Origin of the sequence: Pelagicoccus sp. SDUM812002 (assembly GCF_031127835.1) — a bacterium.
GTDB lineage: Bacteria > Verrucomicrobiota > Verrucomicrobiia > Opitutales > Opitutaceae > Pelagicoccus.
On the sequence record NZ_JARXHX010000001.1, the window covers coordinates 406,716 to 419,815 of the forward strand.

The 13,100-nt window shown below is 52.0% G+C and carries 18 protein-coding genes; 4 read left to right on the top strand and 14 right to left on the bottom strand.

All coding sequences use genetic code 11. The features are described from left to right. Window positions 1-188 precede the first annotated feature (188 nt). The 6 genes from QEH53_RS01650 to QEH53_RS01675 form a co-directional block, all read right to left on the bottom strand. The gene (locus tag QEH53_RS01650; RefSeq protein ID WP_309021373.1) at window positions 189-1,220 is read right to left on the bottom strand and encodes a nucleotidyl transferase AbiEii/AbiGii toxin family protein; all 1,032 of its coding nucleotides are present in this window, start codon (window positions 1,218-1,220) and stop codon (window positions 189-191) included. 3 nt (window positions 1,221-1,223) lie between these two features. Beyond that, window positions 1,224-1,826, bottom strand: coding sequence for a DUF6088 family protein (locus tag QEH53_RS01655; protein WP_309021374.1), 603 nt, complete (start codon window positions 1,824-1,826; stop codon window positions 1,224-1,226). 173 nt (window positions 1,827-1,999) lie between these two features. Next, window positions 2,000-2,362: a hypothetical protein gene (locus QEH53_RS01660; RefSeq protein WP_309021375.1), complete on the bottom strand. Its 363-nt coding sequence runs from the start codon at window positions 2,360-2,362 to the stop codon at window positions 2,000-2,002. Window positions 2,363-2,411: 49 nt separating this feature from the next. After that, window positions 2,412-2,873 carry a hypothetical protein gene (locus QEH53_RS01665; RefSeq protein ID WP_309021376.1) on the bottom strand — a complete coding sequence of 154 codons (462 nt, stop codon included), beginning with the start codon at window positions 2,871-2,873 and terminating at the stop codon, window positions 2,412-2,414. Between the two features lie 144 nt (window positions 2,874-3,017). Then, window positions 3,018-3,512 (bottom strand): cyclic GMP-AMP synthase DncV-like nucleotidyltransferase, encoded by a 495-nt coding sequence (locus QEH53_RS01670; protein WP_309021377.1) that lies wholly within the window; start codon window positions 3,510-3,512, stop codon window positions 3,018-3,020. Then, window positions 3,505-4,296 (bottom strand): DUF6602 domain-containing protein, encoded by a 792-nt coding sequence (locus QEH53_RS01675; RefSeq protein ID WP_309021378.1) that lies wholly within the window; start codon window positions 4,294-4,296, stop codon window positions 3,505-3,507. The genes QEH53_RS01670 and QEH53_RS01675 overlap by 8 nt, the downstream gene beginning before the upstream one ends. A 95-nt stretch (window positions 4,297-4,391) precedes the next feature. Between QEH53_RS01675 and QEH53_RS01680 the strand changes: the two genes are divergently transcribed. From QEH53_RS01680 to QEH53_RS01690, 3 genes are all read left to right on the top strand, one after another. Next, complete coding sequence (locus QEH53_RS01680; protein WP_309021379.1) at window positions 4,392-5,000, top strand: hypothetical protein; 609 nt, start codon at window positions 4,392-4,394, stop codon at window positions 4,998-5,000. 17 nt (window positions 5,001-5,017) lie between these two features. Further along, window positions 5,018-5,455 carry a hypothetical protein gene (locus tag QEH53_RS01685; protein ID WP_309021380.1) on the top strand — a complete coding sequence of 146 codons (438 nt, stop codon included), beginning with the start codon at window positions 5,018-5,020 and terminating at the stop codon, window positions 5,453-5,455. Between the two features lie 130 nt (window positions 5,456-5,585). After that, window positions 5,586-6,209, top strand: coding sequence for an ImmA/IrrE family metallo-endopeptidase (locus tag QEH53_RS01690; RefSeq protein WP_309021381.1), 624 nt, complete (start codon window positions 5,586-5,588; stop codon window positions 6,207-6,209). Between the two features lie 439 nt (window positions 6,210-6,648). On the opposite strand, the gene QEH53_RS01695 is transcribed toward QEH53_RS01690, so the two are convergent. Next, complete coding sequence (locus QEH53_RS01695; protein ID WP_309021382.1) at window positions 6,649-6,870, bottom strand: hypothetical protein; 222 nt, start codon at window positions 6,868-6,870, stop codon at window positions 6,649-6,651. A 563-nt stretch (window positions 6,871-7,433) separates the two neighbouring features. On the opposite strand from QEH53_RS01695, the gene QEH53_RS01700 reads away from it, so the two are divergent. Next, window positions 7,434-7,787: a hypothetical protein gene (locus QEH53_RS01700; RefSeq protein ID WP_309021383.1), complete on the top strand. Its 354-nt coding sequence runs from the start codon at window positions 7,434-7,436 to the stop codon at window positions 7,785-7,787. 45 nt (window positions 7,788-7,832) lie between these two features. On the opposite strand, the gene QEH53_RS01705 is transcribed toward QEH53_RS01700, so the two are convergent. The 7 genes from QEH53_RS01705 to QEH53_RS01735 form a co-directional block, all read right to left on the bottom strand. Then, the gene (locus QEH53_RS01705; RefSeq protein ID WP_309021384.1) at window positions 7,833-9,275 is read right to left on the bottom strand and encodes a tyrosine-type recombinase/integrase; all 1,443 of its coding nucleotides are present in this window, start codon (window positions 9,273-9,275) and stop codon (window positions 7,833-7,835) included. A gap of 609 nt (window positions 9,276-9,884) precedes the next feature. Continuing rightward, window positions 9,885-10,394: a hypothetical protein gene (locus tag QEH53_RS01710; protein WP_309021385.1), complete on the bottom strand. Its 510-nt coding sequence runs from the start codon at window positions 10,392-10,394 to the stop codon at window positions 9,885-9,887. A gap of 263 nt (window positions 10,395-10,657) precedes the next feature. Then, window positions 10,658-10,840, bottom strand: a complete 183-nt coding sequence (locus QEH53_RS01715) for a hypothetical protein (protein ID WP_309021386.1) — start codon at window positions 10,838-10,840, stop codon at window positions 10,658-10,660. Continuing rightward, window positions 10,837-11,268 (bottom strand): hypothetical protein, encoded by a 432-nt coding sequence (locus QEH53_RS01720; RefSeq protein WP_309021387.1) that lies wholly within the window; start codon window positions 11,266-11,268, stop codon window positions 10,837-10,839. The genes QEH53_RS01715 and QEH53_RS01720 overlap by 4 nt, the downstream gene beginning before the upstream one ends. 152 nt (window positions 11,269-11,420) lie before the next feature. After that, the gene (locus tag QEH53_RS01725; protein ID WP_309021388.1) at window positions 11,421-11,867 is read right to left on the bottom strand and encodes a hypothetical protein; all 447 of its coding nucleotides are present in this window, start codon (window positions 11,865-11,867) and stop codon (window positions 11,421-11,423) included. 448 nt (window positions 11,868-12,315) lie between these two features. Continuing rightward, on the bottom strand, window positions 12,316-12,774 hold the full coding sequence (locus tag QEH53_RS01730; RefSeq protein WP_309021389.1) for a hypothetical protein: 459 nt from the start codon (window positions 12,772-12,774) through the stop codon (window positions 12,316-12,318). Between the two features lie 46 nt (window positions 12,775-12,820). Continuing rightward, window positions 12,821-13,003, bottom strand: a complete 183-nt coding sequence (locus QEH53_RS01735) for a hypothetical protein (RefSeq protein WP_309021390.1) — start codon at window positions 13,001-13,003, stop codon at window positions 12,821-12,823. Between the last annotated feature and the right edge of the window lie 97 nt (window positions 13,004-13,100).

Here is a 13,100-nt window from a genome sequence, read left to right on the forward strand (position 1 = left end):
CTGTAGATCGGGCGATCCCCCTCCCTGCGTCTTGTGTCCCCGTTCTCGCCGAAGGGCCGGTTTTCAAACGAGCAGAGCTTTGCTCCTACCTGAAACCAGTGCCCAAAAAATAATTACAAAGTGATAGATGATTCAAAAACTGGAAAAGATCTAAGGTCGAACTTTAGCCAGGCTGCAGCAAGTTGCCATCACTGAGAGTCGCCGTTAAAACGGGATTCCCACACGCGAAGCGTATGAATGACCCAATCGAGTTTCGGTGGTTGGCCAAAGAACATTTCCGTCATGGATTTCAAGTCCGCATCCAGTTCCTTGATACACTCTTCTTTCGGCAGCAATCTTAAGGTCCCACGCACCGCAGTCTCGTAGCTCGCCCAAGCGCTTCGGTAAAAAGCATTCTTATGCTCTACCACCGTTGCGAGCAAGGCTTCATCTGCGGCGGCTTCCTCGCCGATGCCGCTCTCGATCATCGAAGCGAGATCGCAGTAGTGACGCGAGTAGCGCGCCGGGAGTTTCTTAACGCCCGCTAGATGCGCCATCTGGTGCAGGATCGTCGCCTTCTCCCAGAAAGTCCGCTTGGCATCAAGGACCTTGATATTCACGGAAGGCTCATCCAGCGCTTCGGGAAGTGCCTCCGCCAGATAGGGAGTCAATTCATGTTCCGCAGCTGGCCAGTGATCCGCACGAGCGCCAAACTCAATCTTAACCGAGGGCTTTAGGTAAGCGGCTGGCGCCTGGGTGATCGACGTCCGCGGATAGACGAACGCCAGGCTTTGTCCTTCAGGGTCGGTTTCGTCTTTTTCTAAACTCCAACCTTCAGAACCAAGGTGCGTTTCAATCTGTCGAGTCAACTCCTCGCGGGCTTTGCCGTTTACCAGCTCTCGGGCTGCATCGGCGAGCGCATCGATTTGCTTTGTACGCTTCTTGTTGCTCATGCTAGGAATCGCAGGATCCGAGTCGCCACTGAAACCAAGGCTCTCTCGCTGGATAGATAGATCTATGTCTTCCGAAAAGCGGTTTATCGCCTTGTGAACTTTCGACAATGAAGTGCCACCCTTGAAGAGCAGTCTGCCTTTCAGCGTATCCAGTTCGAAAAGACGCTTCAAGGTCCAGCAGACCCAAAAATCCTTTTCGATGATGTGAGCCTGCAGCCCCTTTTTGACAGCTGCTTCCCGAAAGAAAATCTCACGCTCCACAACGTCCTGCTTTGCAAAGGTATCCATTTTCTAATTCTCCGCGATCTCCTTAAAGTAATCATGCATCCATGCCGGAGCGTAGACGCGATCCTTCCAGAGCTGAGCCTTGTCCTGCTCAGACAAGGTCCGTTTCAGCTGCGAAACATGGTTCAGCGTGACCCCGTCTTTCTTCAGGTAACGAAACGCTTGGATGACTAGACCTGATGTCTTGCCCGCGGTCTTCATGTTTTTCGGTGTCGTCTGCTTGAGCCGGATTTCCAAGTTTCCGACTTCAATCCGTTTCGAAGCCCCATCCGTCAAGTACACATACTTTGCCGGTACTTGCTGCGATAGTCCGAGAAGGTTCACCGCATAGGCGCCAGAAGGCTGCAGGCGGGTCGATTCGCTCTCACTTAAGGCCCGGGCAATCATATCCGGCTGAGCGCTCAGAGCCCCCAGTTTCGGATGCGAGGCTGGGTAGTCGTAAAGCCCCCGAGCAAGGTGGCGGATGGTTCCCGCCTTTTCCAAGAGAGACAGTGCTTCATCAACAGATCGCCGCGAGCCAAGGTCAAGAAATCGGCTTGGAGTAAACACCCAACCCCTATGCTTTGCGTAAATCCTCTTAACTATCTTATTTCTAACGGATTGTCCCATCACCAACCTTCTATTTTCATGGGAAAAACTACCTCTTTTTTCCCATAAAGCAAGTATCTAGTCCTAGGCCGGAATTCACTTTCAACAAGTGCCTAATTGGTCACATCTAGCTTGTTCTATTTTAGTTCTCTAGAGTTAATTCGACGGACACAAACATCAGTGAAAATCTCACTTCACTGCCAATCGATACGGTGAGGAGCTTCTGGCCCTTCCCATTTTCCGGTGTGAAGAAACCACTCGTACAGCACTAGCCATTCAGCAGTCCAAGGCACTATGGTCTCGTGAAGGTTTTTGCCTTCATGCCATTTCAAGTCGCCCGGGTAGTAGAGGCATAAGTTTCCGCTCCGGTACATGTGGATTTCAGACCTTGGTTCGATGTAGGGATCAACAATCCGAACCAGAGGAAGCTTACCATAAAAGATTTCAACCGTGTAAGCCGTCGAATCCACCCCTTCGGGGTCTGGGTCGATCTTTCCAATGCACCTTAGCTCTTTTTGGCCTACATGACAGGCAAAACCTGGAAAATTACGCCTCATCAGGAATGCCTGGAGGCAGTTTCTTCGGTAGATGTTGGTTTTGGGAAACCTAGTAATCCTCGCCATAAAACCGATGAGGTTGGTTGTCCACTCCACCAGCCGAAACAATGACGCCAATCGAGCTGGTAGACGCGGATCCCGAATTGATCAAACCAACCTTCTCCTCGAGCCTGGCTTGCTTTTCGTCAAATTCGCGGAAATACCCGTCAGTCTTGAAGACCCAGTCCCAAGCGGAGCGGGTGGAACGTTCGTTATTTCCTTCGACGGAATCCAAAACCGCCAACTGATCCAGAGCATCATCAATCTTATGCTCCAGTTCCTCCACATTGCTGTCCGAATCCGAACGCGTGAGCTCAGGCTGGTCAGGATGAGCTAGATTTCGAATGACCTTGTCGTATCGAAGCCTGTTCTTTGCGTTCTCCAACAACTCCCGAAACGCCTCGTCCAACCTCAAAACAGTATTGGGTTGGCATTCAGCAACGAGCATCGTCAGCTTCATGCCACTAGGCATATCCCAGTTGTCTCGACTTCTGCAGAACCTCTTAAGGAGTTGAATTAGACGCCGGAACTGTGTGCCCCTGCCTGCCTCCTGTTCGTTGAAAGTGGCAACACGACCATTGAACCAGCTGTTGACTTGAGTGGGGTTCGATTCAATCTAACCATCCTCGCCAGCAAGCTCCCTAATAGTCCTACCGTCTTTGTCTTCAAATTTCCGGTAGATAGGAATATCGATGTGGTGCCGCTCCTCGTCTTCTTCTTTGTAGAAAACACGAACAGCATTCGTTACCAGCTTAGGCTGCTTTACGAATCGCTTGTCCTTAAGAGCCTTCAGGACAATTTTCCGGACTTGGTCGCTTGAAACCTCGGCCCCGTTCTCGTCAACGAGGTCATCCCGCCATAGAACAAGCCCATCATCGATGTCGTACTCCTCGTATTTGAATTTGGTTCTGATGATGGTATCAACCGCCATCGACCCCTGAGGCTTGAATGAACCTGATGAGATTCTCAGGTCTTCGATGTATCCGGGAAGCCTATTGATTAGGCGATCGCGATTCGCCTTCCTGTGATCGTATAGCTTCTGCTTGAGGTCGCTCCCGAGCCGAACTTTCTTGTCTCTGAAAGATTCGATTTGCTTGGAATAATCAAACATTCGCCACCTCCTTCACGATAGGACTGGAGAGAGCCTGCGCGTAAGCCGACCAATCAACTGCTGGAACAGTCCCTACGACTCTGAGTCGGTCGAGGAGCCGGAAAATAAAAAAAGTCCACGCATTGCCTTCAGGACCAAAAGTTAGACTTCCATCGCCAAACGTGTCGAAGGTGGCACCAGCGGCAGCGAAACCGCAATCCAGTTGGCGTTCGCCAGCAAGCCCGGAGAATGTACTTTCAAAGGCTTTTCCTAACCCGTCCGACCATTCGACGTTTATTGCCAGAATACCCGCGATGATGTCAGGCAAAGGTCGAGCCGGCTTGGGTCCATCGATGGTCATGACCCCCATGCTCGTGCGTTTCAGCATACGAACTGAAGCGGCCTTGTCTGCAGCGTATTCCAAATACTCCTTGTTGATCTTGGGTTTGCATTCAAAAACCGCGTAGACGCTTTCCGCCGGAACGTATCGGTGATGATCCGAGTCCAGGAGCGTCGGAGTATATTGACGATCGAAAATCACAACGTCAATCGAGTCGCTTACCTTGCCGGTAGAATCGAGAACTGCTGCCTTATCGACTGTGTAACGATCGGGAAGACAACGCCTGAGTGCCTCAATAAAATAGATCTCGTTGACTTCTCCACGATCCCCGCAATGCCGAATCCTCCTCGAAGATGTCAGGCTTGTAAAAAGACACTCTTGCTCTGTGGCGAAAGCATCTTGAATAAACGAGATCCCCCTCGAGGGATCCCCATTTTCGTCTCTATCTAGGTTTTCCTTTATCATAAATTTATGTCTCCAAGAGCTATTGTTGGCCTGCGGAGAAAAATTGCCGAAAAAGATAGATTTTTCCTAAATTTAATAGAAAACCTTAGGTTGTAATGCGAAACGACGACCGATTGGCAGCATCAGGAGAAGACATCGACACTCTCGTCGACAGGCTAACTGCCTACGCGACGAGGAGAATTCGGGAACTCACTTGGCGGGGAATCCGCTCCAAAGACATTTTGTGTAAAGGATTGACCATCGAAGCCATCGTACAAACGGCATTCGAAAAGCTTTTGAGAGGAGCAAAATGGAGAGAAGACTTGAGCGTTTCGACCATCTTGATGAGGCTTGTGAGCACGGAGATAGCAAACCTCGTGAGGTCTTGGGAAAACCAAAATTTCCGCGATCCTCAACCCGACGAAAACGAGGATATCAACTTCTTCGACACGATCGAAGACGACGGGCTTACCCCTCTTCAGCTCACGATCCGCAGCGAAGATGAGGACAGGGCAATTGAGATACTCGAAGCCCTTGGAGAAGGTTCTATTGAACAAAGGATCGCTATGGCTATATTCAATGGGGCTCGTAAACGAGCCGAGATAGTTGAAGACGCAGAGATTACCACTGATGAGTACGACGCAGCCAGAAAACGAATGAGAAAAATACTCGAATCGGATTTAATCGCAAAATTCCGGCAAGAAAACGAGCCAGCCCAACAATAAAGCATTTAGGAGAACCTATGAGTACTGAAAAAAACAACGACTCAGGAACCCATTTCCTAGCCAAGCTCTCGTCGTACGCCTACGAAACGGACTCGCTGCCACCCCACGAAGAGGCCAAGAATCTGCTGGCAAAGGAGAAAATCGATACGTCGAGCTTGAAGTCTTGGGCCGCAGAACAACTGCGTGGCGCAAACGCTCGCATCAAACTTGAAGCGGCTGGACAACAGCGAATCGCGTTTCTGCAGAAGTTCGAAGCCGTCCAGGAGAAGCTGGCTTCGGCTTCCGATGGCTTAAGGAAAAGAGTCATGGATAAGCTAAGTTCGCTCCAAAACGCCTCACCCGATACCGCTATGGTATATTGCAGGAAATTCGAAGAAGCGCCCGAAGAAGATCTTGCCGAACTCGAAGCTGAGCTTCTGACTTTGGATTTGCTTAATGAGGAGTCAGACAAGTAGCCAAGCCAATTTGACTCGAGCTAGAGCCGCCGCCTTCAAGCTTTGGAAAGAACTGGGCGATCCGCATCCAAGGGAGGTTCCCCTGGAAAAGTTGGCAGCCTACAGGAATGCGTTCGTACGCTATGGCTCAATGAAAGGAGCCGAGGGACGATTGATCCGAAAAAACGGAATAGGTGTAATAAACGCAGTTCCTTCGGAGCTCTACCCCGGTAAAACCAGGTTTACAGTAGCCCATGAACTTGGACACTGGGAGTTGCATGAAAACACCTCACAGTTTCTCTGCAACGAGGAGGACATGAGAGACTACGGGAGGTCTCCAATGGAGATTGAGGCCAACCATTTCGCTGCTGAACTTCTTATGCCTACTTTTTACTTCAGAAAGTCTTGTGGGAGAGAATTCCCCTCATTTGAACTGATAGGGAAACTAGCAGCCGAATTCGAATCCACACTTACGGCAACCGCCATTCGCTATGTAGACATTTCTCGCCACAAAATAGTTCTGGTTTGGACATACAATGGTGTGGTTCGATGGTCCTATTCTCGTGCCGAATTCAAACTCCCGTTCGTTCTCACCAACAGGCCACCACCTCCATTTAGTTCAGCTACAGTTGATGAATCTGATGCGAGAGAGGAACTAGACCGATACGAAGATGCCAATTGGTTTCCGGAATTGAGCCGCGTACCAGAGGTGCTAGAATTAACTAAACGAATGAACAATTTAGATGCTGGCCTGACCGTCTTGTATTTCCCCTAAACCCCAGGGAAATCATAAAAAGAAACGCCACACAGAAAAAGAGAGACGAGAAGCACTCGTCAAAACCTCAGCCCTGCAATTCGATGTTCCCGTTCCCTTATTTCTGTGTACTCGATTTGCTCCCAATTCACGAACAAGATTCGCCCCAGCGGTTGAGGAAATGACCAAGGGAATCGGCTAAGGGGCCAGCCCCTCACGCGTCGCAAGGGTGTCCCCAATCTGCGGTTCATGCTTCGCCTGTAGGTCGGGCGATCCCCCTCCCTTGCGTCTTGTGTCCCCGTTCTCGCCGAAGGGCAGGTTTTCAAGCGTGCGAGCAGAGCTTTGCTTTCCACTTGAAACTAGTACCCAAAAAACGATTACAAAGTGATAGAGACAGAGGATCCAAGAGCTAAAAAAGACCTAAGCTCGAAGTCGAGCAGCACACAGCAGCAAGCCGCCATCACTGAGAGCCGCCGTTGAAACGGGCTTCCCACACGCGAAGCGTATGAATGACCGAATCCAGTTTCGGTGGTTGGCCAAAGAACATTTCCGTCATGGATTTCAAGTCCGCATCCAGTTCCTTGATACGCTCTTCTTTCGGCAGCAATCTTAAGATCCCACGCACCGCAGTCTCGTAGCTCGCCCAAGCGCTCCGGTAAAAGGCTTTCTTATGTTCTACCACCGTTGCGAGCAAGGTGGCGGATGGTTCCCGCCTTTTCTAGACGAGACAAAGCCATTGCCATGGCTCTATGTGAACCAAGATCAAGAAAACGAATCGGAGTAAAGACCCAACCCCTTCCTTTCCCATAAACACGCGCAACTACCTTATTTTGAACCGATTGCATTTATTATGGTTAACCTATTTTGTGGCAAAAAGTACCCTTTTTTTGCCACAAAGCAAGGGATTCTGTTGATGAGCGGCTGATTGCGGAATGCAGCTGCGTTCAATTGCGGCATCCGCGCGAGAACCGGTACTGCCCCAGCTTGCGCAACATCGAAAAGGTGTCCTCGCAGCGGACGGGAAACTCATCGCACACGTCCGGCCGAGACCTTTCGGATCTCATCAAGAAGAACACCCTGACAAAAACCGGTGAACTCAAACACACCCGCTACCACCTGAACCACAAGTAAACGGCTAGCTTTGTAAGCATAGCGTACACGTGCAATAAACGGGGAACAGGCAAAGCTCAGGATTCCCTATTCGCGATCACGGATTCCCGCTAATCTAATTGCGAGGATAACACCGTGAAAGAATCGACAAAGACTATAATCGAACTCGCCATCAGCAACGACGGTCAAGTCGATTGCCAAATCGCTAAACTCATCAAGAACGCTCTGAACGGGTCCCTACCAGAACAAGCAAATACGAGATCTTCGAATCCAGACGAGCCCCTCCTGTTACCGATGAACAAAGCGGCTAAAAAGCTTGGCGTCAGCCGAGTCACATTCTGGAGACTGGTAAACATGGGCACGATCAAACCAGTCGAAATCTTCGAAGGCGTATTCCGCTACAACTACAGCGACTTGGTAGGTCTTTCTCAGCAACGATCGAAGTATGCGCCGAAAGCAAGAGGGATACCCAGCAACTCTGCAGCATAAGGACGCAAGACGTGCCCACCCCAAAAATACCAGCAAGCGATCTGCTCACGGCTGACGCAGCAACTTTGCAACTCGGTTGACGTCGCCGGGGGCATCATCGCCTAGTGATTGTTTAAGGCTTTCGAGACCTTCAACTCCCAAAATCTGAAGCTCCTCTTCGCTCAACTTACTCGCAAGCTCGAGGAGCTTTCGAAGATTCGATTTCGTATCACGATTTCCGATATCTCCGGTACCTGCCTCGTTCATCAACAGCCCCGGCATCTTCGATTGAAGGTTCTGCTTAAAGTAATCCCGACCTGGCTGGAAGTAGTGCTTGAGCACAATGTCTACCGTTTTGTGTCCAGTAACCATTCGGACCAATTCCAAATCGACACCAGAGGTCAATGCGAGCGTGACCCAGCTCACCCGAAAGGAATGGAAGTCGCGAATCGAAGCAGCCCGTAAGCCACTATCCCTTTTGGCATGGACGTTCGCGATATGTTTAGCCTGGGCAGCCTTAGTCTCAGTTTTCTTACGATCGTAAAACCCAGCTTCCTTCAGAACCTTCCGGACACGCCAAGTAATGCCGTCCGCGTTTTTAAGATACATTTGAGCCTGCTCAGGAAAGAAGTATTCGCAACCATCCTCCACGATGTGTGTTTTCAACTCCTCATGAAGCAGAGGGAAAAGAGGAATCTGCGCCATCTTGCGGGTCTTACCCGTTTTCACTTTCAGAAACTCCTGCCTAAAATCCACGGAACGAGGAGAGAGCAAGCAACAATCGCCCCTTCGCATTGCCGTACAAATGGCAGTGTAAATAATCGGACGAATGAAAGCGTGACGCTCCAGCCTCGCAATCTCGACAATCTTCGAAAGCTCATCGATGGAGAATGGTTTTCTGAATACAGTTTCCTCATCCTTAGTAGGAATCCCTTCGAACGGATTCTCGAAAATCGCAGCTTCTTTCGCCAGCGCTCCAAACGCAGAACGAAGCGCGATCAAATTATTGTTATACGTTTTCGGAGAAATTCCCCTGTCCTCTTCGCCCAACATGAAACTCCGGGCCATTTGGCTTCTCACATCCGACATCTCCTTCACTTTCTTTTCCGAGAACTCCCGTTCTAGAAAGTCGATAAACCTATCGAACAAAGACCGCATTTGTTTAACATACAGTTCGGACTGAGCCCGCTTTCGAGGTACGTTCCGCCACGCATCAAACATACCAGCGACACCTTTTCGCAAACGCAGTGGTACCGACCCAACGCGCTCCCCTGTACGAGCCTCGTGTATGGTTTGAAGGATCTCCACACTCGCTTTCTTCTGCATCGCCTCGCTTTGCAGCTTACGAAGCTTCTCCTGCGCCTGCCCTCGAGATCTTTCGAACAGCGCGCTTCCCTTTTCACGAAGACTACTGGGACGCTTCCCCTTGATCGCAACGCCCAAGTTAACCGACTTCTTAACGCCATTTACCATTATCCGACCGTAGAACCATTTCGAGTCCCGTTTCATTGCCAGTGCCATGAATTCTCTTTTGTTGAAGTGAATTAGAAATGTCGCATTTCACGCGACAAACAGACTGGCGGTATTCCTTCACCACCCTCGGTTGATCCTATTCGCTTCTGGCACGGGGAAGTCTTAAAACAGTTCCTCGAACGCCAAAATTCAGGCTAATGCAGCAAGCTGAAACATAGGTTAACAACATTGCACGCTTAAGTGGCACAAGACTACGTTTTGGCCCCAGTTAGTCAAGAAAACACGATCAAACGCGAGCAACTTTCTCAACACAAGCAACTTACAAACAACGACTTATCAGGCTCATAACCTGAAGGTCGTTGGTTCAAATCCAACCCCTGCACCCATGAAGGCCCAATGCGTAAAGCGTTGGGCCTTCGCCTTTTATATGGCTATCAACGACTTACGTAGCCTCTAGAGTTAGTTGGAGGCCAAACTCAAAAAGGCAGCAAAGTGCGACAAGATGACGCGATTTGCCATGAAAAACGGTTTTGTGGCAACCGGCTGGCAACCGCCTTGCAGCAAAATGAGGTAGGATGAGAGTAGTCTTCGCGGGTCTCCATCCCGACCAAAACAAAGCCAAACCAATCCGCCCCGGAAAGAAACTCAGTTCTTCCACTTTGCGGTGATGAACTTGCCGCTACCCTTTTTCAGGCTCTTTCGCTCGATAAAGCGGGACTTGAAATTGAAATCCTCATCGATCTTCACGATCACCAGCACGTTGAAGTTACCCTCTCGCTTTACACGAACCACATCCGACTGCTTCTCGGGCGATATCGTCTTCACCTCGACCCAGTCGTTGCCTATGCGCCCATCGGAACCCTTCGTATACGGGTTGTGCCTCTTGAGGCCATAGTGAAGCTCAGCATGAAGCTCTCCTAATTCGCCCCAAATTGATAGATAGCGGCCTGTCAGACTTCTGTAGGCTTTCGCAGATTCAAGCAAGGTCTCGAAAACTTCCTCTAGCTCGTAGTCAGGCTCATACTCATCCTCAGTCGCATTTTCATCCTCTTGAGAGAATCTCTCGATGTACTCCCAGCTTATCCATTCACCGTCGTCCCAAATCGCGTCTGAGGCACCCTCTATAATTTTCCCGGTGTAAGAGCAGCGTAACATGCTGAATATATCGGCTCTTCTCTGACCTAGTTGACTGCTCAGGCACTCAGTCTCCTTCTTGCTTCGCAATCGGAGCATGAGCTCGCTTCAGTCGCCAACTTAGGTTTCGCCCCTTCGGATCAATCCCGTCAGCAGACGACTTCGCGATTCCTTCGGATGCCCTCGCGCGATTTTCGGCGGCGCGATTTTTCGCGTTTTCCGGCGAGCGCGTTTTTTGGAGCTTCGCTTGCCCATCCCCCCAGCCCCCCTCCCCGCGAGGCGGCTCAGTCGTCGCGCTTTCGCTTGAGCTCTTGGCGGATCTTGATCGTGAGGTAAACGATCGTCAGCAGGCCAACGAGGATGCCCACTGAGGTGTGGATGTGCTTGAGGGCGACCGTCCAGGCGGTTCCGGCAGAGCCGATGAGGGCAACTCGGTCTTCTAGCAGGCTAATCAGGATGCGTTTCACTTGGCGGCTCCTTGTCCAAAGTAGAAGGCCACCACCGCGAGGAGGGCTTGGCGGGTTTCGGGAGTGACTAGAAAGCCATCAATGGCTTGGAAGCGAACGGCGTTCTTAGTAGGGCCAAACAAGCCAAAGAGCTTGCCTCCGGTTTGCTCCGAGTACTGGAGAACGGTTTGGGCATCAGTGAACACGGTCACGATGAAGGGCGCGAGGATTACCGCGAAGACGATGGCGGCCACCAAGCCACGGCGTATCCACTTGCCAGCTACGTTGGCAGCTCGAACACGCGAAGCCTCCGAGAGGTGGCGCCGCTCGGAGGCTCGTATGTGTTCGGCGTGGCGCTCTTTCCGCTCTTCTGCCTTATGCTTCATGTAGAAGCCGGCAGCAGCTGAGACGCCCATCGTCAAAAGGTCTGGAGAAATATCAAACGCCATAACACGAACGAATACTGGCCCGGGCTAAGCGAATCGCGAGGCGTCAAGTTCACCGGCTTCAACCGCTTTTCACTGCGGCAACGAAAACCGCTTCGCGGCTGCGTTACAGCTCAGGCTTTTGAGTGGGTTGGCGCGCACAACGCAAATGGCCATCAGCGCAGAGTTTTAGTGGAAGCGAATTTTGCAACCTGCCAAGCGGCGAGCGTTCGAGAAGGCGGCAGAGCGAGGCGGTCAAGGTGGAGGCGAGCCTTGGCGAGCACTACCTTGAGGGGCGAACGGATGCGGCCAGACTGGGAAGCGACCGTGGAGAGGTGACCTTTTAATGCGGGCGGCTCTGCCGCACGGCGACTGGCAGCGAAGCTGCAGGCGAATCGACGCACTGGCGGTGCGTAAGCGCCGACGCCAGCGGGCGGAGCGAAGCTGGCGAGAGCGCGGGGCCACCGCGCCGCCTCGGGTGGCGGGGGGAAGGCCCCTGCTTTACTCTTGTAGGCAGGGGCCGCCTGGAGCAGCCGAGCGATCGTGCCCAACAAGCGGATACGGATCAGGCGAACAAGCGACGACCCACCAAGAACCCCGGGCGGGGGCGGGGTAGCCCGCACTATTCAGGACTGAGCGAAGCGAAGGACGTCTCTTTCGGCTCGGCTGCACTCGACTCCCCTTCCCAGCCGGGACCCGGGTGGCTGGGAACAGCTACAAGCGATAAGAGCCGAAAAGCTAAAACGCGACTGACGCTATGCGGCCAGACTATCGACAGAAGCCGCGAAGGCTGGCGGTAGCCAGCGAAGCAACGGAGCCGCCCACTCCTGGATGCGTACAATACGACATTATGTGCCATCTCGTGACTGAGAGCAGGCAGACATGGCCAAGCGAAGGTGAGCAAAGCGTGAACGAAATGGACATAATGTCAGGTTGTACGGGCGTAGCCGTACAGGAAGGATGCAGCTTCGTGTGACAGCTTTGCTGGCACTCAAGATGCAGGGGCGGTGTAGTTGCGTTACGGTGACAACCGATGAGCGGCGATGTTTTGGGTTACTCGGATTGAGTGAGCTATGCGAACGATGAAGGTAGCTTCGAGCCCGCCGAGCTGTGGTAGCTGCAGCTATAGGCGTAGCTGAGGAACGAAGCGTAGACGGTTGCTGCTGCTAGCTCTGCGAACGGGCGACCACGAAGGGTGTTGATTGCAAGTTGGGCGAGCAGTCGCTGACGTCTGAGGGATCGTAGTGAAATGGAGCGTGCCGTTTCAGTGGCGGCGGCTCGGGGCTGCTGGTGCCACGTGCCTGCGAAGCAGGACGCGAATCCGCGGACGATGCGATAAGCGAGGCCAGTGCTCGGCTTGCCCGAGATCTGGAATCGCCGCATCGGTAGCGGTTGAGCGAGTGGCACGAGCAGAAACGAGGGATAGCCGACGCGAACGGCTGAGCGGAATGGAACGGAGAGATCGAAGATCTCAGCGTCTGCGGGTGGAGTCGAGTTGGGTGGAAGTTGTCGCGACAGCGCGACGACCAACGGGAGGAGGACTACCGAGCGAGCGGAGCGAGTGAGGGGTTGTTGATCAGAGCGACCTCCTCCAGTTCGGATGTTTCGCCAACCATGCCAACGCTTCGTCCAAGGTTGTTCGGTTGCCAGGCATTGGGAAGCCTGCCTTCCGCATCAAATAGACATAGTTAGGATGGCGGTTGAGCTTCCAAGCCAACTCCTTCACGGAGAGTAATTGCTCTTCAGTTGAAGCGTTCATGAGTCTGAATTTTGAGTGTCGAAATCAGTGTAGTCTCAGTCTCACCCCATAAAGGGGTGAGAGACTTGAGACGGTACGGGCTTTGAGGTCTCAGATT

Excerpts from the sequence above, each read along its gene's own strand:
- QEH53_RS01690 (WP_309021381.1), top strand. The coding sequence starts at position 5,586 with ATGAAAGGAGCCGAGGGACGATTGATCCGAAAAAACGGAATAGGTGTA.
- QEH53_RS01675 (WP_309021378.1), bottom strand. The coding sequence starts at position 4,296 with ATGATAAAGGAAAACCTAGATAGAGACGAAAATGGGGATCCCTCGAGG.
- QEH53_RS01670 (WP_309021377.1), bottom strand. The coding sequence starts at position 3,512 with ATGTTTGATTATTCCAAGCAAATCGAATCTTTCAGAGACAAGAAAGTT.
- QEH53_RS01655 (WP_309021374.1), bottom strand. The coding sequence starts at position 1,826 with ATGGGACAATCCGTTAGAAATAAGATAGTTAAGAGGATTTACGCAAAG.
- QEH53_RS01710 (WP_309021385.1), bottom strand. The coding sequence starts at position 10,394 with ATGTTACGCTGCTCTTACACCGGGAAAATTATAGAGGGTGCCTCAGAC.
- QEH53_RS01660 (WP_309021375.1), bottom strand. The coding sequence starts at position 2,362 with ATGAGGCGTAATTTTCCAGGTTTTGCCTGTCATGTAGGCCAAAAAGAG.
- QEH53_RS01735 (WP_309021390.1), bottom strand. The coding sequence starts at position 13,003 with ATGAACGCTTCAACTGAAGAGCAATTACTCTCCGTGAAGGAGTTGGCT.
- QEH53_RS01650 (WP_309021373.1), bottom strand. The coding sequence starts at position 1,220 with ATGGATACCTTTGCAAAGCAGGACGTTGTGGAGCGTGAGATTTTCTTT.
- QEH53_RS01665 (WP_309021376.1), bottom strand. The coding sequence starts at position 2,873 with ATGCCTAGTGGCATGAAGCTGACGATGCTCGTTGCTGAATGCCAACCC.
- QEH53_RS01680 (WP_309021379.1), top strand. The coding sequence starts at position 4,392 with ATGCGAAACGACGACCGATTGGCAGCATCAGGAGAAGACATCGACACT.
- QEH53_RS01705 (WP_309021384.1), bottom strand. The coding sequence starts at position 9,275 with ATGAAACGGGACTCGAAATGGTTCTACGGTCGGATAATGGTAAATGGC.
- QEH53_RS01685 (WP_309021380.1), top strand. The coding sequence starts at position 5,018 with ATGAGTACTGAAAAAAACAACGACTCAGGAACCCATTTCCTAGCCAAG.
- QEH53_RS01720 (WP_309021387.1), bottom strand. The coding sequence starts at position 11,268 with ATGGCGTTTGATATTTCTCCAGACCTTTTGACGATGGGCGTCTCAGCT.